Below are 17,910 nucleotides of genomic sequence, written 5' to 3' on the forward strand. Positions count from 1 at the left end.
CGTTCTGCTGCACATATGCTCTGTATTTAGCAGGTTGTTTCTGATATTTATCAGAGATGTGGGTGGCCGCTCCGGTAACGCCTTCGCCTATACAGACCATGATTATCACACCAAGCTCTGAATAAAGAAACCGTACTACCAACTACTGATAGAAGAATGTCCGAAGGTGTCCGATGTTTCGCTAGTCGTTACTCGCCGAGTAGCTCGCCGACGTACTGGTTTTCCCATTCCCGCCGCGCTTCGATCTCGCGGCGACCTCGACTGATGAGCGTATAGACGTTCGTCCGTCGGTCGGCTTCGCCCTTTTCGACGAGGCCTTTGTCGACGACCGTATCGAGATTTGGATAGAACCGCCCGTGTGGATTTCCTTCTCATAGTAGGCCCGAGTTCGTCTTTGATTGCGAGGCCGTGGGGTTCGTCTTGGCCGGCGATCGTGTACAGCAGGTCACGCTGGAAGCCTGTTAAATCGTACATATCTGTTCTACCTTCTATCAGAATAAAAGGGTGTGGAGAACAGGATACGGAGCACAGAAGATTCGGATTTCTTTTCTAACAGCCCAGACGTGAGTTCCTCACGATTAACTCGTCCACGAACCTTTTCCCAAGCAAGGTGTATACTCTGCCAAGATGGTCGGTCAAAGACCCAGCCCGGTCGACTATGGATTTCGAGGGCGCTTAAACTGGGCGATCAGCGGGGCGTTGAGCGGCATCGCCGGTGCAATGGCGTTTGGAGCCTTCCTTGGACTCATCTACCCAAACGTTATTTCCTTGACGATTCCCTCACTATACGGACTTGAGGCGATGCGGGAAATGGGCTGGGCGCTGCATATGCTGCACGGGCTTGTCCTCGGCATCATCTTCGGTTTTGTCGTCACCCGCAAGCCGGTGCTTCGAACGCTTATCATGAACCCCGAACCGCGTCATTTCGAACAGCAGGGGCCCACTGTTCGACTCACCGTCGTTGGGATGTGTTATGGCTCGCTCGTCTGGCTCTGTATCCCACTCGTCGCGCTCCCGATCTGGGTCTCCCTCTCGGGGAGCGCTGACCCCGATTTTCCAGCCGCAACCGTCGAGAGCCTAGCTGGTCACCTGATCTTCGGTGGGATGCTCGGGTTCATCTTCGCCAATTCTATTAATATCTCTGCGAGTGGTGAGTAAATAATTGTAGTTACCGAATCGTGTTTTCTAGTTTCGAATCTGGTTCCGAATAGAGAACCATATTGCTAACTATTGCTACAGTGGATGGTTCAGGCAGGACAGAGTACCTCTGTTGAAATCCTATTCTTCAGATATCTTCTCGTCCGAAATAGCTGGTCACTGAAGACTGCGAATTAATCATTGGGGAAGTATCAACTCAATTGTATTTCCAGCCAACCGTGCAAGATACAGGGCGCGAATGTCGCACGAGATTCGGCTCGATTTACGAAGATGGTGATCGCTCAGTACAGGCCAAGCACACATCGCTCAGTACAGGTGAACAAGGTAACGAACGGCGTTATCTGCTTAGTCAATCTCCCGCTCTGGTCGCTTCTCGTCGAATTGAGGGCCTTTCGTCACGACGTGTTCATCTCTGTTCCAGTTAACTAATCCCTCTTGCTCTAATTCCAAAAGGGAGAAGTTAGACAGTTGGAGACGGAGTTTCGCCACCTCCTCGTCAGCAGAGGGTGGATCATTACGTGAGCTGTTTTTAGGGTGCTTGCGCATTGGCTATGTAAAGGTCCCGCGACCCTTATTTTCCCGACATTTTCACTGAGACCATGTGTTTTGATTAACCGAGAAACAAACCTGGATCAGATGGTCAGTTCGCAACGCAATTGCCGTTCAGTACAGATGACTCACGTATCGTTCAAGGAAAGAATTAGAGTTGTGTTATTCCTATGCACACCTTTAACCGTCTGAGGTATCTTTATCTAATACGGAATAACGATTCATATCGTGTGTTCGTGCTCCAACGATGAAGGGGCCGCTTGAACCAGCTTCCCGTTCTATCGCGGAACGCACCTTGTTCTCTTCACGTCGCTGTCACGTGTGGCACATTATAGTGGAAACGAATTCCATCACACCTGACACCCATGACCAAAGACCAGAAGACCCAGACAGGCGGAGCCGCACAAATCTTACAGAAAGAACGTATCGTGTGTACTGAGTGCGCTTTCTCAAAATTGGTGTCAAAGGCAGGCCAAAAGTCCTCAGAAGTGATTATTGAACATGGACGGGAAACTGGTCATAAACTCACTGCTGAAGAACTTGACGACGAGAAGTAAGCATCTGTAGTGAACAGATCGCCGTCGTTCATTCCGTATAACATTTTTTGAATATGACGGTAAGTACAGATGAAGTATCCATCACTCAAACCCTCCTCTCTCTTCCTGACTATCTATTCGACTGTCCGGTTTTCCACTCTAATCTCGACCCCTCCGTCCCCCCAGAGTTCAACCCGCACATCGTCAGTCATAAACGCCACTCTCGTCCGCGGATTTGCATCGTGGCGAAAGAGATTATTGATAGCATCCGGGTTGATATCCTCGTAGAGGGCGAAGTCAGTCCGTAGTAAGTCCGACCCCTTGCATTTCTCGATGGCATCAAGGACTGCCTCGGTTAATGTCCGATCCTGGTCCGGAGTGTATGTGCCTCGCACTGCATCATCTCGCTTGTCTTCATTGTTGTCTTGTTTCATAATTTATCTCCTCAATTGAGTAATAATTATTGTGTGATAGACACTAGAAATGGTTCCAGTTGTTCGGCGTTCTTCGACAGCGCAACTACATTTTGCTCTTGGTCATACTCGACAACGTCTGCGTCTGTCAGTTTCGGAATGTGTACGTGGTATAGCGACGTAGCGACGCGCTCAACTTCCACCTCCGAAATGTCCATGTGGTTGGTTTCGTTCCCCCATCTCGCTATTTCGTCCGCTACATCAGTCAAAGCCATCCGATCTTCGAACTTTTGCAGGCAGCGGAGGACGTATCGACGGCACTGATTGGCGAGGATGTCGAAAACTACGTCAAACGATTGCTTGTCCGGGCCACCGCACTCCGCCACACCCGATTTTGGGGAATACCCAGTCATATATACTATGAGGGCCCCTATGGGGAAGGATACTGCGGAAGCTACACCTTCAAGCGCTCGGGATTAAGCAGCATACAGTCTAGAAGTGGGTGAATCCACAGTCCACAGTTACGCTCGATCAGTCGTCTACTAACTCTTTCCTCGATGACTCGTCCGTTTTCGCTCCGGTGGCTGCTCGTCGATGATAATCCTCCCGCTCCCGTCGACGGTACTACGTACCCGTAGTACGTAAACTCTACACGGAGGTTTGCTTGTAGCTGCTGAACACTAGTGCCATTCGTGAGGGCTTCGAGTGCATCCGAGTCGATTATGTCGTACAGTCGAACGCCGAGGTCGGCCGGGTCAACGCCTTCACGCGCAGCGATCTGCTCGACAATCTCGGTTCCGACCAGTGTTGACTCCACTACCCTCCCTTGTCGATGAATCGGGCTAACGATACGGAATATTGCACTTTTACCGAATATATATGTTCATTCCACAGTATATATGGGGATGTTTGCATCGAACGGTCAATCCTCGACCACGTCCGCACCGAAGTGGTTGAACGGTTGGACGTGGAGGTCATTGATGATCTGTGTGGAGACGATTTCAAGATTATCGAGGTTCTCGATTCCCGCGCGGGTCTCATCAGCTGCGTCGGTATCGACGGCCACCGCCTCGATGTGGATGTTGTGGGAGCCGGTTGTCAGTTCGCGGACGTTGATCACGCCGGACAGTTCTAACGCTTCTTTCGCCAACTCGGTTCGTTTTGCAGTTGGCGCTCGACACACGATGAACAGGTGGAGGTCGAACCCAGCCGCCTCGTAATTGAGTTCAGGATGGTAGCCACAAATCACGTTCTCCTCAAGGTAGTCGATGCGGTTTCGGACAGTGCTGGCTGAGGTCCCGACCATGTCGCCCATGTCTGCGGCAGTCACCTCCCGTGCGTTCCCCTGAAGAGCGTGAAGAATACCGCGGTCAACGTCGTCAAGGTTATGAACCATATTGTCGATAACGGGCTGCTGGCAAAAAGACTACTGTCGTGATACAGCATCCGATCAGTTCGCATGTGTAGTGAACAGACGGTTCACCAGTTTCGGCGTGAAACAAACGAAGTCGTCGTGCTGAACCTAACCTCTATATTCAGCGGCCACTCTTGACGACATCTGGAGAGACCGAAACCTGTTTCGATAACTCTACTACCTGTACTGACCGCTAATCACAATTGACTGTCCGGCTCTGTCTGTATTCTCGGACGTAGCGCTTTCGGCAACTACAGCTGCTTACTGAACGCTACTTTCCTACAAGACGGAGCGGAAATATCCGGTGTTAGTGTTCTGAGCAGAGACGATGCTATCCCTAAATCAGGCAGAACACCTATTGAAATCCATCTCCATAAATGTTAACATGGACTATAATACCTTCCTTGGCGAAGTGCAGAACCGAGGGCAACTCTCATCGAGTGAGGATGCCGTGACGGCGACTCGGATCACGCTTGAGACACTCAGCCAGCGTATCGAGCCGGGTCAGGCAGAGAACCTCGCGGCGCAACTCCCCAGAGAAATTGGGATATTTCTCACAGACGTAGACACTGTCGAGAGATTTGAGTGGGACGAGTTCATCGACCGGATCGTCGAGAAGGGAAACTACAGCCCCGAGGATGAGCAAGCAGATGCTGTCCATCATACGCGGGTCGTGATGGATGTCGTGGACGACGCGGTCACCGACAATGCAATCGAGAACCTCCGTGATCAGATCTCCTCCGCTGACGACTGGAACGAGCTTTTTGTACTAGTCGATCAAGAGGAGGAGACCGTTACCGAAGAACAACGGTCAGAGTAACCTTAAGAGCCTTGATTCGGAGTGCAAATATGATATTTTTGAGATGAATAATAGCTCGAAATAGACTGGAACGAGATGGGGTCTCTCCGTTAGATCGTTATGTGAGTGAACAGTTATCCAAGATCTATCGATTTCACCGATCTTCTAGTGCAAAGGATACATGAACGGTCGTTTTGTATCGTTCTATTTGCCCACTTTCCACGTCCGCCGTTTGTGACTCGATCTCGATTCCACTCAGGCTCTCAAGTGACTCATCTGCATCGTTAAGTGCATTCTGAGCGGCGTCTTCCCACGATTCAGTTGAGTTACCAACTAGTTCAATAACTTTGACTGTGTCTCCCATGATCCATGAAAACGGATATTGCCTGCCAATTTAATAGTTGGGCGTGATGTTCCGTTCTTCACCTATACTGAGCATACCGAAGCGGTAAGTCATTCAAGCGTGTCATACAATGGTTCTCAACAGGAATCATTCGCGGTCTCGGTCCCGATTATAACCCATAACTGACGAAACTCAGAGGGTTACACGCGAATTGGGAGTTGTATAATCACCAGGTAGAGGGTATGAGACGTATTCTATGACACGCTGTCATTCACCTATACTTATCGCGAGTTTCACAGACAATTCTGATAAAGAATCCGTACTGTCATCTACTATTAAAAAAGGCAACAATTCGATTAAAACAGTTAGATAGATAATAAATTATCCACCAAATTTCTCCGGAATTCTGACAAGGATTGAGAAAAGAAAGCCGAGAGTCACACCAAAGATAAAGTGCCCAGCTAAACTCCCGACTGTAGCTGTCGGAAACGCAGGATCAGTACTTCCGGTTATGGATGTCCATACCGGCAGTGCAAGAAGTGGGATGGCAATCCAGACAGCCAGTCCGTAAATGGCTCCGGCGAGAATGAGCCGGGTATTCGGCCCAAGATTGGAAGCCGAATTAGTATTCAAAACGAGAATACGTAGGACTAGCTCACGGGTAACCACGAAGGCGTAGATAACACCAAGGATAAGACCATGAAGCAGATGAAGCCAGAATCCTAAACTACCTCCTGGCTCAAGTCCGTATAACGAGGGGATAGTCACGGAAATGACGTTCGGATAAAATAGTCCGAGAATGGCACCAAATGCCATTGACCCAGCAATACCGCTGATTATACCGCTAACCACCCAGCCCACATGTCCTCCGAAGCCATAATCAACTGGACTTGGTTTCTGATTCGCCATTATCAGTAGGTCCATGTCAGCGAATGGAACGACCCCGTAGAGGGAACACCCTCAAGCAAAGAAGTGGTAAATAGGCAACATATATCGAGCACTAGTAGGAACAATTCTTCAAAGCGACGCACTTCCGCTTCTGTTGGGATTTTATTCGCATTGGAGTACTTCCATTGAGCCAGCACTATACACTTACTCAATCATGTGTAATCTTCAGACCCAGTGTATTCGCCCGGTTGTTCTTCAAACTCGTCTCGATGATCAGTTGAACAGAAGTGGTAGGTCTGACCCTGATATTGGGTAACGATCTGTTCGTCTCGGTTCTCGTAGAGTTCTTCACCACAGACTGGACATTTATGCATTGGAATAGCGTTACACACTTATCTGTGCACTAGGACAAGGAATCTTCTCCCTGCGCTCACAAGGACTCTCCACTAGTCGGTGAGTCTGCACATAGGCGGTAGAGTGACTACAGCCTATCGACAATGTCTTGAATGAAGGTGGAAAAGCGGCCCAAAGCAGGAAAGGACCGCTAGCCCACCGTGGACCTCCAGTATGGCGTTCGTATTATCGACAAAAGTAGCGGCCACCACGGTAGTATCTTCTACTGTCCAGAGTGCGATAGTAAGGTGTTACGTGGATGACAGAGTGTAAGTGCTGAGCGAGCGTCTCGGACACCCTCGCGAACTTCAACCGGACCGGACATTCCATTTGTCCATCTTGTGGGGTCGATCTATGAACGTTCACCAGCACGATCCGACGATCATAGAGTTCAACGAGTGCGGCTGTCACTTCGATCTCGATCGGCAACCATACACTACGGGCTGCTGCCCACACTGTCTCGAGGATGAACTATGACCGACTGCGCAGACTGTGATAAACATATCTCCCTCGAGACTGTCCGAACCTACATCGATCCGAACGGGACCTTTGTGAACGTCTCTGTCAATCATACCAGACGGACTACCCGCGAAGCCGACAGTACAGACCGAGTAGTCTACCGAAGCAGTCGACCTATACGCTCAAGGCCGAACTATGATCGGCTGCTACTGTCGTGTTTCGACGACCAATCAGAACCTCGAGCGCCAGCTATCGAGCACGACCGATTATGCGAGCGACGATCTCGAGGGAGAGCCCGCCGAGATCGACGTGTACCGAGACAAGAGCAATGGAACCAACACGCAACGGGATGGCTATCTCGACCTTCTGGACGACGTAGAGGCCGACATAATCGACACTGTGGTCGTCCATGAGATTAGCCGGCTCGTTCGATTATTGCAGGATCTTGAGCGCACTATCTCGATGATCATCGATCATGGAGCGGAGGTTCACTTTGTCCGTGACTGGCTTTCGTTTGGAACCGGCGACGACGATCCAATGAGTCGCCTAAAATGCAAATGCTCGGCGCGATCGCCGAATGGGAAGCTCGAGTAAAGCGCCTCAATACGAAAGAGGGAATCGCGGCTCGTCAGGTCAATGAGGACTACCATCATGGCCGTGTCCCTCTCGGATTTCACAAAGACGACGGTCGCTTGATCCCCGCCGGGAAATACGACCAAGTGATTGCCGTCCCCGATATGGTTCTCAAAGACGAACTAAGTAAACGCAAGGCAGCACAAGAACTCGATACCTCCCGAAAAACGATCGATCGATCCTTTGGGCGAGCCGACCTCTACGGTCTCTAACGGATTTCATAGATGGGTTACACCATCCAGCTTCCCGATCCGACATATCTCTATTTGCTGGCTCTGAGCCAAGTACATTGACCCACATGTGGTACAAGACGGAAGAATATGGCTGGTCGTCACTACCAGCAGTTAACCTCAGTCAATCGTGAGAAAACCCTGATACTACTCGATACATTTAACGTGTTTCGTGAGTGTGACGGTATCCCGCTCTTGCTTGTAGTGAACGAGATCTGCCTCTTCCAATTTCGGGATATGAGTATGATAGAGTGGCATATAGATGCGCTTTACCTCCTCGGCTGGAATATCAGTAATAGAAGTTTCCTTCTCTCGAGCAGCGATTTCATCAGCCAGATCAGCGAGTGCCATTGGATTTTCATACTGCTGTAACTTGCGGAGGGCATACCGACGACGATGAATTGGATTCCGCCGATCGAGAGCGAATCGACACAGCGGTGACGCTTCTGGAGCAGGTAAGTCTCCTTACTCGACCAGCTGCCATGGAGGATGCCGGTGTCCACGGAGAATCTTGATACACGACCCTCAAATAGCGGTTTCTTGATCTGCCTTGAGGGAGAGTTTGTTATTCTCCGGAAGGGCGAGGGCTCCAAGCCGCGACGACGTCGACCGGCACCGTCTAGTTAGCGCGGTTTAAGAAGCGAGCAGGTCGTAGAGTTGGTTTGGCATGCAGCTCGTAGACCTGCTCAACGAGTGCTACGCGGCGGAATCTGATGAATATTGGGAACGTGAGTGGACGGCAACGCCCGTCAGGGTGTTCGCCGTCCGCCTCCACGCGACTGGTTGTTCGCTTCGAGAGACACAAAAGATTCTTCGCTTGCTCGGCGTTGAACGGTCTCATCAAACAATTTGGCACTGAGTACATCGGCTGGCTGACAGCGTTCCAGACCCGCCGACAGCGAAGCCGTCGCAGGTCGCCATTGATGAGACCGCTGTCAAGATTAACGTATATCGTCACTGCATTGTAGCTCGAGAAGTTACAATTGAGCTAGAATGACCGACAGTCACGGTTCTGATTCCACGTCTCAGCTATACGATTGAGTCCTCGAGTGACTGTATGAGACCTCTCAACCGCTCAGGGTTCGACTCCCAGTTCGCCGTCAGAATGGGAACCGTCGCGGTGCGAACGACCTGTTCGGAGATATTCCAAGGAGGTGTTCGTAGAGTCCCGTCCGGCCGTGCGTGCCCATCACGATGAGATCAATTCTGTTCCCGTCAGGTTGCTTGGCCACAACTCAGCAAGTGGATTTCCCCACTAACGGCCTTGTGAAATACCCTTGTTCCCCCGCATATGAAGGCACCGTTCATTTCTCGATTCATGGTGAGCGTACACCTACTTGTCGATTGCGTCTGGCAGCAACCGAGCCTACAACAGGGAAGCTGCAGCCGCTGCCAGGGTAATGGTCGACGAATAACCAAATTATGACAGCACGACTACGATCGATGAAACCGAACCGTCGGTTTCAACTATGGATGAATTCAGTAGATACATTGGAAGGTGGTGGCTGGTGAGTCTTGAAGAACCGCCAAGCGATCACCGAGATCAGGCCAAACAGAATTACGAATATATAAAAAACAAGGTTATCTCGGAGGAGAAACAATCGATTCTATCGAAATATCAAGTTGACGACTTTGACAGCGTGCTGTTTATCACGTCGGCTCCGAGAGGGGGTAGTAGTCTCCTTTTTGATATCCTTCGACACCATGAAGGAACATGTAGTCTTGATGGCGAACACGACCGATGGTACACTCTGAACGGGATCTGTCACCCGGCGTTCGAGTCCGACATCGTTCCAGCTGATTTCCAGTCATTCGATAGGGAAAAACTCCTAACGGATCTTCTCGCCGAAGTCGGTACAACCGAACGATCCGGCGACCGAATGCATCGTGTAGACAACACGCTCATCCGGCTTCCATTGCAATTCCCTAATCGAGAGCTCCCATACAAGCAGATCCGCGAAAAATTGCTTGAGGGAGTGTCGCTTAATAAGATACTTGAGGAGTTCGGAATCTCGCCATTGCAGTACGATGAATATGCAGAGCGAGACGCAAACAGTCCGTTCGAAATCGAAACTATCGAGGACCGGCCGTTCGTCTCCTCGCACGGTTACAAGCGCGGTCTCACAGCCGACGATTTCGAGCGGACGCTCATCCTAAAAGCGAGCGGCGACGCATACCGACTTCCATGGATTCGTGAGCAGCTATTTCCCGAGACCGATAGCAAAGTCGTTCACCTCACACGAAACCCAGCAGCGTCGATCAACGGCCTCTACGACGGGTGGCAGTTGAACAGGGGGTTCCAGACATATGATGTAGGCGATCTCGATTTCGAAGGATACGATGGCTCGCTGTGGTGCTACGATCTCCCACCAGGCTGGGTTAGCAAAGGAAAACTCATCGATATCTGCCTGATGCAGTGGACCCAAGCTCACCGCCATATTCTTGCTGGCCGCGACGCGTTTGAGGACGTCCTTCGAGTCCGATTCGAGAATGTTCTCACCGATACCGGCTCCGTCATCAAGGAGATCGTCGAATTCGCGGATCTCGGCGAGTCGGCGCTGCTTTCCGAAAACGTCGAAAATCCCAATAAAGTGATGACGACGAAGGAACCGAGACGCGCTCGGTGGCGAGACAGGGAGGACCTCGTCAAGAGTGCACTCGATCGAGCCGACGAGACGTATACCGAGGTGGTCGAGGAACTGGAATACACGGAGGAGTCGGAATGGATCTGAGCGGAGCAGCAAAAGAAACGGATAGTGACAGCGGTGAGACGACTCACATCGATCGTCGATGGCAAGGCGTCGATCGACGAGATCGACGACGGCGAACTTCACGATCATGACAGACAAAACAATTCTCATGTTCAACAATACGCTGAATGCGGAGTCGAAACTGGTCGAGACGTATACCGCCGAAATCACTACTGTGGATGTGATTTGGAAAGGGGTAAATGGACTCACTTGGCTTACGGGGGGGACCGATTAATGTCGGGAGAAACCATATGGCTCTTCGGACTGCCATGTTCCGGAAAGACGACGCTCGCCGAAGGGTTGATCGGCCCGAGTACGGTCCATCTGGACGGTGATTATCTCCGGAACACCCTCAATTCCGATCTCGGGTTTTCGAAGGAGGATCGAACCGAGAATCTCAGACGAGCTGCTGGAGTTGCACAAGCCTTGAACGAACAGGGATTCGATGTCGTCGCATCGTTCATCACTCCGTATCGTTCTCAGCGGGAACTGATCGCCGAGAAAATCGAGGACGTCTCGTTCATATATGTCAACGCACCCGTCGAAGTGTGCGAAGAACGTGACGTAAAGGGAATGTACGAGCAGGCTCACAACGGAGAGATCGATGGCTTTACTGGCGTTGATGCTCCGTTCGAGGAACCAGAGGAAATCGGACTCGAAGTTCGGACGGCGACGCACTCGAAGGAAAAGAGCGTCGAGAAGATTAACACAGAATTGGATCTCAAGTTCGACCCAAGCCACATTTTCATCGGTCGTTGGCAACCACTCCACGATGGCCACCGGACGATCATCGATTCAGCCGCCGATAATGGAAAGGACGTCGTCATTGCCATCCGCGACACCGAACTCAGCGAGAAAAATCCACTCACTGCACAGGAACGTCGAGAGCTAATCGAGGACGTCTACGAGGACCATCCGAACGTCGAGACGATGATCGTTCCGGATGTCGATACTGTCGCTATTGGACGGGATGTCGGATACTCGGTCGTCTCAGTCCCCGAGGAGATTGCAGAGATCAGCGGAACCGAGACGCGTAAGGAGTATGGGAAGAGCGAACTCCTCGCGGGACGGCACTTCGAGGACTGAGTAGTTCTCCAATGACATCTCAACCATGAAGGAGACAGGGTTACTATTTGATCAATCTGAAGTGCGAGACGCAATAGAAACGGGAGAGCTACTCACGTGGAAGAAAAAGAGATATATCGAGTTCAGAGAGACGATGCGGAGCACTCGCTACCCCTGCCACTTCGCGGTAAACGCTGAGCGTAACGATACCGCTCGTTACCTCTTCATTGGAGATGTTCGTGATCGCGATGCACTCCTCAAAGTGAGAGAAGGGTTGCGACAATATCTGGACCAGTATCAGTCGATAGCCGAACGAACGACCTTGGTGATATTTTTCAAACCTCCTAACGAAGATCAAAGTGAACAGAAATATCGCGATCAATTCTGGAGAGTTCTCGAATTCCTAAACGAACGAGATCCGGAACCATGGCCCAGCGACATTCCTGAGGACCCAAATGATCCAGAGTGGGAATTCTGCTTCTCTGGAGAATCAATGTTTATCGTCGGGCGCGCTCCATTCTATACGGATCGAAAGAGTAGGTATACGCAATATGGACTAGAAATAACAGTCCAGCCACGGAGAATCCTTGATGATGTTAGTGGAGATACGATGGAAGGCCAACATGCTCGCTCGGTAATCAGAGATCGGTTAAAGGACTATGATGATGTTACACCTCATCCTGACATTGGTGATTATGGTGATCCCAATACTCGGGAATGGGAACAATATCTACTTCCAACATCGAATAAGGATAGTTTGGAAGAATTTCCATTTAAAATAGATGCAGAAAGATAATAGAATATATCATGTTCTTGTAGTGAAAATTATTGGTGAGTCATAACACAGATTTGAAGAAGATTTTGAGGTCTTTCTTCTGGATTTTCGATAGTCACGACGACAGGGTTGGAATGCATAGAAGTACAATATGAGTTTGTCCTCGGAGATACCTCAGTGTGGCGAGAACTAGGATCACGCGAGCAATCCATGGCTTTCGCCGGTATTGATGTGCACGTTCCTTCAAGGCGAGATCGTCACCTCTGGCCAGTTGTAAGAGCCTAGCACTGGTGTTAATAAACTCTCGCTCAAACACGATTTAAGTGAAGACTCTGGCGAAGTCCTCACTCGGATGGGCTGTTAGCTTTCGTTTCAAACACCGAAGGCGGACACAATAGGGTTGTTGCGGCACGGCAAACCTGCCGTGCCTCGGTGGCTGCGACCATACTTCTCGTACGAGGTCACCGGATAAGTCTGTCTCTCAGGTGCTTCGGCAACTACTGCTCCGGGTGAGGGGTGGTTAATCCAGATCATGCTCCGGCAGACCACTATTCGCGGGCGTGTTGAGAACACCACCGTCACAGTCGAACCGAGAACCGTGACATGGTCAGTCCCAAGATTCATCGTCGCCGTTCCAATGGACGAAACACCCCATAGGTATAGATTGCCGAGATAGCGTGAACTGCTCTGTCCTCGTCTCGAGAGACTGCTACGGGTTCATCCAGTTGTAGCACTTTGCCCTCGCTTCTGTCGATCGACTGAGCGTCTTCTTCCTGAAGGTGCTCTCTACAGTTTAATACTATCGGTAGAGGAATGGTACCTACTCGGTATTTGTCGAACTACTGAGCGAATCGAACATCGTCGTCAGTGACCAGTTCTTCCGATCGCTAACGACGGTACCCTGCTCTCGGTTAGACTCGTCCGACCATGGCCACTCTACTGGCGGGACAAACGGAGCGATAGATACAGTATACTGAAAATCATCGCAATACGAGGCTCTACGCCATCAGCAAGACTAACGGAGATGATATTAGGTCGATACATATTACTACCTCAAGTGGATATGGTGTAAGGACCGCTAGCGAGTTCGTTTCATAGAGGAGCGGAACGAGCAAGATGACGATTACCGCTGGAGTTCGACGAAGATGAAATACTGCGATAGTGGGCGAGTTCCTGATGGAGCGCGATCATTTTGAAGTGTTGTCTGAACACGGTGAGTATGCCAAAGAGATCAACGATTCTACTGACTGATTCCGCATCGAAGGTCGAATCAACCAGGGAAGTTGCGGTCGAGTTCCCTCCAGCGGGCTACGCTATTCTTCATCCAAGACGGGTAACGTCCTCCGCCAACGGGATTACTCCCCCATTGTTTCCTTATCAAGGTATGCCATCGCTTCCTCGTCGCTTACCTGCCCGAAGTCCTGGTAGTACTCCCCAACCGCTCGGAAGTCTCGAGGCATCTCGAGAGCGGCGACAGCGTCGGCTTCCGCCTCGAGTTCTGTGAGCGACTCCGGGGAGCCGACCGGCACTGCGAGTGTGATCCGAGCCACGTCGGCCTCCTTGACTTGCTGAAGGCACGCCATCGCTGTTGCCCCAGTCGCCACGCCATCGTCGACAATGACGACATGTTTGCCACGCAGTTCCGGAAGTCGTCCATCTTCCCGATATTGGGTGGCCTTTTCGTGGGCGTTCTCCGCCTCGGCTTCACGCTCTTCCTCGATGAAGTCCTCGGAGACCTGCAATTGATCGACAAGATCGTCGTTCAACCAGAGGCTTCCATCACTGGCAACAGCACCGATTGCAAGCTCTGCATTTCCTGGTGCCCCGAGCTTCGATGCGACGACGATATCAAGGGGGACATCAAGTTCATCCGCAACTGGCCGCGCAACTGGCAATGCTCCTCGCGGAATGCCGAGAACGATGTCGGCGTTGATACCATCTTTCGCTATTCGTTCGCCGAGTTGGCCACCTGCATCCGTGCGATCTTGAAACATGGTTCCTCAATACAGCTACTGGATCTGTGTGTTTGTGACTGTCGTCTATGCTAAATCCAAACAATAGATATTTCCAACATAATTCCTCCACTTTGTTCTTCTCAGAGAAACAATCGAATATCTGCTGATCTGGTTGGATTGAATACCGATTCAACCTCGGCGTATGCTTGTTGGGTATTTTTCCCACATCGTAGCGGAAAACCACGTAATGCCATCTCACATTCTCGTCCCAATTGATGAGTCTGAACAGTCCGATGCTGCGCTAAAGTTTGCACTTTCAGAGTATCCTGAGATACCAATTACAGCGTTACATATAATCGATCCCGCCGACATTCAGGGAGGCGTCGCCCTTGAATCGGTCAGTCCTGAGTCCTATGAGAACCTTCAAGCGCAGCAGGAAGATGCTGCAGAACAGATCCTTGCAGATGCCATGAAACAAGCTGATCAACACGAACGGACAATCGATACAGAACAGATGATTGGGACTGTTACACACTCGATTATTGAGTTTGCAGATGGGCATGATGCTGATCAGATTATAATTGGGAGCCACGGCCGAACTGGAGCGAGTCGCATTCTGCTAGGGAGCGTTGCTGAAAAGGTGACTCGCCGCTCGCCGGTGCCGGTGACGATCGTTCACTGATTGCGGATATTGCGGTAGACGACGCTTCTCGATGAGACGGTCACCCGATTTACGCCGTCATGATTCCTGATCCAAGGCTTCAAAGAGAACCGTCGCAGCGTTGCGTTCAGTAACAGTCACTGTGCGAAGAATGAACGAACTAAGAACGGCAAGTGGGATGAATCCGATCGTGAGTGATACCGGAAGGGCGAGAGACAATTCGTGGAGGGTTGTCGAATCTTCGGTCGGGACAGTTAACGTGAGAAGGCATGCGGTTGCGATAGCTTCTGCGGGAAGACCGGCATATAGAAGGGCGCTCGCGGTGCTCTCGTTGTCCCAACACTCAAGCGGATTCGGTTCCAGAGAGACGGTGAACAGTTCTTGGGCGGCCATAGCATCCGTCTCTAAGAACTGTTCGCCTTTGGCTAGACAGTACCGTGGAAATGATGATGTCGGCCATATAATGGCCAATATGATCTAGAAAAGTTCATCTCTTGACTGTTAGTTGGACTCATCCGCGTCAACTTTTGCTCTGCTCTTTGGTGGAGTAGCCGGTCTATATCTCCCTTCTAATTTACGGAATCATGCGGGCCTTACTATGACAGGCTTGTAGCTTTTCAACTGTGGTAGGGGAATTAACGTATGGTCTCAGTTGCTGACAGCATTGTCGTTGTTACCGGTGGCGCATCAGGGATGGGTCGGTCGATGACACATGAGTTCGCCGACAAGGGGGCATCTGTCGTTGTCGTCGACGTCGACGAAGACGGCCTTGAGGAAGTCACGAGCGAGATTTCAGACAACGGTGGCGAGGCAATTGGCGTTGTCGGCGATGTCTCTGATCACGACAGCGTCAAGAATATTGTCGAGCAGGCGACTGACGAGTATGGTACGATCGACGTGCTCTGTAACAACGCGGGTATTCTCGACGATTACACGCCAGCTGGGGAAACATCCGAAGAGCTGTGGGATAGGGTCATTGATATCAATCTCAAAGGAGTCTTTCTCCTCACGAAAGCAGCGTTGCCTGCGCTCACTGAGGGCGACGAGGAAGGCGTCGTGATTAATACCGCCTCGGTCGCTGGCAAGGTCGCTGGCGGTGGCGGTGCTGCCTACACGTCCTCGAAGCACGGCGTGATCGGGTTTACCAAGCAGTTGTCACACGACTATGGCCCCGATATTCGTGCGAATGCTATCTGTCCAGGTTTCATCAAAACAGGGATGACCGAGGATATGATCGAAGAGACACCCGACGAGATCAACGATATCGTCCAATCAACGCCGGCTGAGCGCTATGCCGACCCAGAAGAGGTCGCACAAGTCGTAACCTTTCTCGCAAGCGACGACGCTTCCTTCATGCATGGGACCGCTGTCGACGTTGACGGCGGCTGGCTCGTTGATTGATTCGCAGTTTAGGCAGGTCTGAGGGGTTCACGTACCCCACTGAACTTCGAGGGAGCGAGCGGGCGCAACTGGAGGACGTGTATGGGGTTGGGGACGAGACGACTGGGGCTGTGCTTGAGCGGGTTCGGGAATAGTCACACTCACATACAGGCAGAATGCCACCTGTTGCCACCAAGAAACTCGCAAAATGCCGTTCCAGAACCAACTATAACGGCGACTACGATAACAGAGACGAGCAGCGCTACTCCTGCGGCGATAGCGATTTCCCGAATGGTCACTGGCCGCTCGCACACACGAGGCGACCGGAATCGGAGCCTCCAGACATGAGAACGGAACAGAAATCAGCACGACCGATCGACGTCGAACAGGCACAGCCAACCGACCCGCTGGCAGGGCTCGCGAGTACCGAGGTCCTCCGGTGTCACAACCCCGAGACCGGGTGGGTGTGGTTCTACGCACGCGAGGAGGGTGTGGTGCGGAAGTTCCACGCCTACCACGACTTCTCGCCGGAGTTGGTCTCGCGGACCGAAGTGGCCGATACCGTCGGGCTCGAGGCGGTCGAATCGGAGCGGGTTGGGCTCGGCGAACTCGAGTGGGAGCGGGGTGTGGGTCGATGAGTAGCGACGATCGCCGCTGTACGAACTGTGGTAAGTCCGTCGGGGACGAGAGTTACCTGTTCTGGGCGTTCAAGACCTGTCGCTCGTGTGCGGCGGATGCGAGCCCGGATCGGTGGGGCGACGGGCGGAGTGTCGGCGTCGGAACCTACCGGAAGTGGCGGTACTTCCCGCGCTGGCATATGACCCGGCACCCGGCGCTCCCCGAGCACGTCCGCGTCCGTCACGAGGTGACAGCATGAGCGACCCACTCGCCGGCCCGTTCCATTACACCGGCCCGGAGGGCTTCGAGGCGTGGGGCTACCGCTTCCCGTCGGGCTTTCTCGTCCTCGAATGGATACCCGAAAGCGTCCCCGAAGACGAGCAGACGATCTACAACGGCCACCAGTCGCTCTATCACTCATTCGCGGACTTCCGGGCGACGTGTACCGGCGATCTCGAATGGGGCCGAACGCCGCTCGAGGACGACTCACACGAGATTACAGAGCGCCAGCGCGAGCGCTTCGAGCGGGTCCGCGACGAGTGCACGGACGGCGACCTGCCAGAACCGACCGACTACCAGATCATGAAGAGCCTGATCGATACGTGGGACGCGGTCGCCGACGGGCACTATTCGGGTGATTCGGATGAGTAGATCCGATAACGGCCCGGACGGTACTGAACACTGTCCGAACTGTGGAAATGATCCACTCGAAGATTCTCAAAACGTGGACGTGACACTCTCAGACGGGGGCACGATCAAAGCGTATCTTTGTGGGGGGTGCGGGATAATTTTCGTCGTTGGCCCTTATGAGACGGCACGGGTTGCCAGAACAAGGGCGGATAGGGTCCACGATTGCGAGTTAGATCCGGGAGAGATCGGCGGACCGAGTTG

The 17,910-nt window shown here is 51.9% G+C and carries 23 protein-coding genes and 2 pseudogenes; 14 read left to right on the top strand and 11 right to left on the bottom strand.

Annotated elements, in window-relative coordinates:
- Window positions 1-188 precede the first annotated feature (188 nt).
- Window positions 189-474, bottom strand: a pseudogene (locus HYG81_RS40775) (helix-turn-helix transcriptional regulator).
- Window positions 475-627: 153 nt separating this feature from the next.
- Between HYG81_RS40775 and HYG81_RS40780 the strand changes: the two are divergent.
- Window positions 628-1,158: a hypothetical protein gene (locus HYG81_RS40780; protein WP_226778273.1), complete on the top strand. Its 531-nt coding sequence runs from the start codon at window positions 628-630 to the stop codon at window positions 1,156-1,158.
- Window positions 1,159-2,377: 1,219 nt separating this feature from the next.
- Here the strand turns inward: HYG81_RS40780 and HYG81_RS40785 are convergent.
- The 4 genes from HYG81_RS40785 to HYG81_RS40800 form a co-directional block, all read right to left on the bottom strand.
- Complete coding sequence (locus HYG81_RS40785) at window positions 2,378-2,677, bottom strand: HalOD1 output domain-containing protein (RefSeq protein ID WP_226778274.1); 300 nt, start codon at window positions 2,675-2,677, stop codon at window positions 2,378-2,380.
- Between the two features lie 26 nt (window positions 2,678-2,703).
- A complete protein-coding gene (locus HYG81_RS40790; RefSeq protein WP_226778275.1) occupies window positions 2,704-3,042 on the bottom strand; it encodes a DUF7344 domain-containing protein in 339 nt (112 codons plus the stop codon).
- A 68-nt stretch (window positions 3,043-3,110) separates the two neighbouring features.
- Complete coding sequence (locus HYG81_RS40795) at window positions 3,111-3,473, bottom strand: HalOD1 output domain-containing protein (protein ID WP_226778276.1); 363 nt, start codon at window positions 3,471-3,473, stop codon at window positions 3,111-3,113.
- A 105-nt stretch (window positions 3,474-3,578) separates the two neighbouring features.
- The gene (locus HYG81_RS40800) at window positions 3,579-4,052 is read right to left on the bottom strand and encodes an Lrp/AsnC family transcriptional regulator (protein WP_226778277.1); all 474 of its coding nucleotides are present in this window, start codon (window positions 4,050-4,052) and stop codon (window positions 3,579-3,581) included.
- 403 nt (window positions 4,053-4,455) lie between these two features.
- Here HYG81_RS40800 and HYG81_RS40805 point away from each other — a divergent pair, with 403 nt between their 5' ends.
- Window positions 4,456-4,890, top strand: a complete 435-nt coding sequence (locus tag HYG81_RS40805) for a DUF2267 domain-containing protein (RefSeq protein ID WP_226778278.1) — start codon at window positions 4,456-4,458, stop codon at window positions 4,888-4,890.
- Between the two features lie 133 nt (window positions 4,891-5,023).
- Here HYG81_RS40805 and HYG81_RS40810 read toward each other — a convergent pair whose 3' ends face one another.
- From HYG81_RS40810 to HYG81_RS40820, 3 genes are all read right to left on the bottom strand, one after another.
- Window positions 5,024-5,233, bottom strand: coding sequence for a dodecin family protein (locus HYG81_RS40810; RefSeq protein WP_226778279.1), 210 nt, complete (start codon window positions 5,231-5,233; stop codon window positions 5,024-5,026).
- Between the two features lie 360 nt (window positions 5,234-5,593).
- Entirely contained in the window at window positions 5,594-6,136 is a 543-nt protein-coding gene (locus tag HYG81_RS40815) for a DUF6789 family protein (protein WP_226778280.1), read from the bottom strand.
- A 176-nt stretch (window positions 6,137-6,312) separates the two neighbouring features.
- Window positions 6,313-6,474: a DUF7576 family protein gene (locus HYG81_RS40820; RefSeq protein WP_226778281.1), complete on the bottom strand. Its 162-nt coding sequence runs from the start codon at window positions 6,472-6,474 to the stop codon at window positions 6,313-6,315.
- Between the two features lie 673 nt (window positions 6,475-7,147).
- On the opposite strand from HYG81_RS40820, the gene HYG81_RS40825 reads away from it, so the two are divergent.
- Window positions 7,148-7,546: a recombinase family protein gene (locus tag HYG81_RS40825; RefSeq protein ID WP_226778282.1), complete on the top strand. Its 399-nt coding sequence runs from the start codon at window positions 7,148-7,150 to the stop codon at window positions 7,544-7,546.
- Window positions 7,504-7,797, top strand: coding sequence for a serine integrase family protein (locus HYG81_RS40830; RefSeq protein WP_226778406.1), 294 nt, complete (start codon window positions 7,504-7,506; stop codon window positions 7,795-7,797). Before HYG81_RS40825 ends, HYG81_RS40830 begins: the two co-directional genes overlap by 43 nt.
- A 165-nt stretch (window positions 7,798-7,962) precedes the next feature.
- Here HYG81_RS40830 and HYG81_RS45905 read toward each other — a convergent pair whose 3' ends face one another.
- Window positions 7,963-8,166 (bottom strand): DUF7344 domain-containing protein, encoded by a 204-nt coding sequence (locus tag HYG81_RS45905; RefSeq protein ID WP_425607567.1) that lies wholly within the window; start codon window positions 8,164-8,166, stop codon window positions 7,963-7,965.
- Here HYG81_RS45905 and HYG81_RS46120 point away from each other — a divergent pair.
- The 5 genes and pseudogenes from HYG81_RS46120 to HYG81_RS40855 all read left to right on the top strand — a co-directional run bounded on the left by HYG81_RS46120 (window position 8,160) and on the right by HYG81_RS40855 (window position 12,426).
- Complete coding sequence (locus HYG81_RS46120; RefSeq protein WP_486641987.1) at window positions 8,160-8,330, top strand: DUF8012 family protein; 171 nt, start codon at window positions 8,160-8,162, stop codon at window positions 8,328-8,330. The two genes, HYG81_RS45905 and HYG81_RS46120, sit on opposite strands and share 7 nt — an antisense overlap.
- A gap of 152 nt (window positions 8,331-8,482) precedes the next feature.
- Window positions 8,483-8,761 (top strand): annotated as a pseudogene (locus HYG81_RS40840) (transposase domain-containing protein); the annotation flags it as partial.
- Between the two features lie 562 nt (window positions 8,762-9,323).
- Entirely contained in the window at window positions 9,324-10,547 is a 1,224-nt protein-coding gene (locus HYG81_RS40845) for a sulfotransferase (protein ID WP_226778283.1), read from the top strand.
- Between the two features lie 33 nt (window positions 10,548-10,580).
- On the top strand, window positions 10,581-11,651 hold the full coding sequence (gene cysC / locus HYG81_RS40850; protein ID WP_226778284.1) for an adenylyl-sulfate kinase: 1,071 nt from the start codon (window positions 10,581-10,583) through the stop codon (window positions 11,649-11,651).
- Between the two features lie 25 nt (window positions 11,652-11,676).
- On the top strand, window positions 11,677-12,426 hold the full coding sequence (locus tag HYG81_RS40855; RefSeq protein ID WP_226778285.1) for a YqcI/YcgG family protein: 750 nt from the start codon (window positions 11,677-11,679) through the stop codon (window positions 12,424-12,426).
- A 1,334-nt stretch (window positions 12,427-13,760) separates the two neighbouring features.
- On the opposite strand, the gene HYG81_RS40860 is transcribed toward HYG81_RS40855, so the two are convergent.
- Complete coding sequence (locus tag HYG81_RS40860; protein ID WP_226778286.1) at window positions 13,761-14,399, bottom strand: phosphoribosyltransferase; 639 nt, start codon at window positions 14,397-14,399, stop codon at window positions 13,761-13,763.
- A 208-nt stretch (window positions 14,400-14,607) separates the two neighbouring features.
- Between HYG81_RS40860 and HYG81_RS40865 the strand changes: the two genes are divergently transcribed.
- Window positions 14,608-15,042: a universal stress protein gene (locus tag HYG81_RS40865; protein WP_226778287.1), complete on the top strand. Its 435-nt coding sequence runs from the start codon at window positions 14,608-14,610 to the stop codon at window positions 15,040-15,042.
- A gap of 57 nt (window positions 15,043-15,099) precedes the next feature.
- Here the strand turns inward: HYG81_RS40865 and HYG81_RS46125 are convergent, their stop codons facing one another.
- Entirely contained in the window at window positions 15,100-15,414 is a 315-nt protein-coding gene (locus HYG81_RS46125; RefSeq protein ID WP_486641988.1) for a DUF7972 family membrane protein, read from the bottom strand.
- A gap of 249 nt (window positions 15,415-15,663) precedes the next feature.
- On the opposite strand from HYG81_RS46125, the gene HYG81_RS40870 reads away from it, so the two are divergent.
- From HYG81_RS40870 to HYG81_RS40885, 4 genes are all read left to right on the top strand, one after another.
- Window positions 15,664-16,422, top strand: a complete 759-nt coding sequence (locus HYG81_RS40870) for an SDR family NAD(P)-dependent oxidoreductase (RefSeq protein WP_226778288.1) — start codon at window positions 15,664-15,666, stop codon at window positions 16,420-16,422.
- Between the two features lie 323 nt (window positions 16,423-16,745).
- Window positions 16,746-17,039: a hypothetical protein gene (locus tag HYG81_RS40875; RefSeq protein ID WP_226778289.1), complete on the top strand. Its 294-nt coding sequence runs from the start codon at window positions 16,746-16,748 to the stop codon at window positions 17,037-17,039.
- Window positions 17,036-17,278, top strand: a complete 243-nt coding sequence (locus HYG81_RS40880) for a hypothetical protein (RefSeq protein ID WP_226778290.1) — start codon at window positions 17,036-17,038, stop codon at window positions 17,276-17,278. The genes HYG81_RS40875 and HYG81_RS40880 overlap by 4 nt, the downstream gene beginning before the upstream one ends.
- Window positions 17,275-17,670, top strand: coding sequence for a hypothetical protein (locus HYG81_RS40885; RefSeq protein ID WP_226778291.1), 396 nt, complete (start codon window positions 17,275-17,277; stop codon window positions 17,668-17,670). The genes HYG81_RS40880 and HYG81_RS40885 overlap by 4 nt, the downstream gene beginning before the upstream one ends.
- The last annotated feature ends 240 nt before the right edge of the window (window positions 17,671-17,910 follow it).

Origin of the sequence: Natrinema zhouii (genome assembly GCF_013456555.2) — an archaeon.
Classification (GTDB): domain Archaea; phylum Halobacteriota; class Halobacteria; order Halobacteriales; family Natrialbaceae; genus Natrinema; species Natrinema zhouii.

What these genes read in the sequence shown, in the direction of transcription:
- HYG81_RS40825 (WP_226778282.1), top strand. Translation starts at nt 7,148, where the DNA reads ATGATCGGCTGCTACTGTCGTGTTTCGACGACCAATCAGAACCTCGAG.
- HYG81_RS46125 (WP_486641988.1), bottom strand. Translation starts at nt 15,414, where the DNA reads ATGGCCGCCCAAGAACTGTTCACCGTCTCTCTGGAACCGAATCCGCTT.
- HYG81_RS40860 (WP_226778286.1), bottom strand. Translation starts at nt 14,399, where the DNA reads ATGTTTCAAGATCGCACGGATGCAGGTGGCCAACTCGGCGAACGAATA.
- HYG81_RS40800 (WP_226778277.1), bottom strand. Translation starts at nt 4,052, where the DNA reads ATGGTTCATAACCTTGACGACGTTGACCGCGGTATTCTTCACGCTCTT.
- HYG81_RS40880 (WP_226778290.1), top strand. Translation starts at nt 17,036, where the DNA reads ATGAGTAGCGACGATCGCCGCTGTACGAACTGTGGTAAGTCCGTCGGG.
- HYG81_RS40830 (WP_226778406.1), top strand. Translation starts at nt 7,504, where the DNA reads ATGCAAATGCTCGGCGCGATCGCCGAATGGGAAGCTCGAGTAAAGCGC.
- HYG81_RS40870 (WP_226778288.1), top strand. Translation starts at nt 15,664, where the DNA reads ATGGTCTCAGTTGCTGACAGCATTGTCGTTGTTACCGGTGGCGCATCA.
- HYG81_RS40865 (WP_226778287.1), top strand. Translation starts at nt 14,608, where the DNA reads ATGCCATCTCACATTCTCGTCCCAATTGATGAGTCTGAACAGTCCGAT.
- HYG81_RS40855 (WP_226778285.1), top strand. Translation starts at nt 11,677, where the DNA reads ATGAAGGAGACAGGGTTACTATTTGATCAATCTGAAGTGCGAGACGCA.
- HYG81_RS40820 (WP_226778281.1), bottom strand. Translation starts at nt 6,474, where the DNA reads ATGCATAAATGTCCAGTCTGTGGTGAAGAACTCTACGAGAACCGAGAC.
- HYG81_RS40815 (WP_226778280.1), bottom strand. Translation starts at nt 6,136, where the DNA reads ATGGACCTACTGATAATGGCGAATCAGAAACCAAGTCCAGTTGATTAT.
- HYG81_RS40805 (WP_226778278.1), top strand. Translation starts at nt 4,456, where the DNA reads ATGGACTATAATACCTTCCTTGGCGAAGTGCAGAACCGAGGGCAACTC.
- HYG81_RS40810 (WP_226778279.1), bottom strand. Translation starts at nt 5,233, where the DNA reads ATGGGAGACACAGTCAAAGTTATTGAACTAGTTGGTAACTCAACTGAA.
- HYG81_RS40885 (WP_226778291.1), top strand. Translation starts at nt 17,275, where the DNA reads ATGAGCGACCCACTCGCCGGCCCGTTCCATTACACCGGCCCGGAGGGC.
- HYG81_RS40785 (WP_226778274.1), bottom strand. Translation starts at nt 2,677, where the DNA reads ATGAAACAAGACAACAATGAAGACAAGCGAGATGATGCAGTGCGAGGC.
- HYG81_RS40875 (WP_226778289.1), top strand. Translation starts at nt 16,746, where the DNA reads ATGAGAACGGAACAGAAATCAGCACGACCGATCGACGTCGAACAGGCA.
- HYG81_RS45905 (WP_425607567.1), bottom strand. Translation starts at nt 8,166, where the DNA reads ATGGCACTCGCTGATCTGGCTGATGAAATCGCTGCTCGAGAGAAGGAA.
- HYG81_RS40780 (WP_226778273.1), top strand. Translation starts at nt 628, where the DNA reads ATGGTCGGTCAAAGACCCAGCCCGGTCGACTATGGATTTCGAGGGCGC.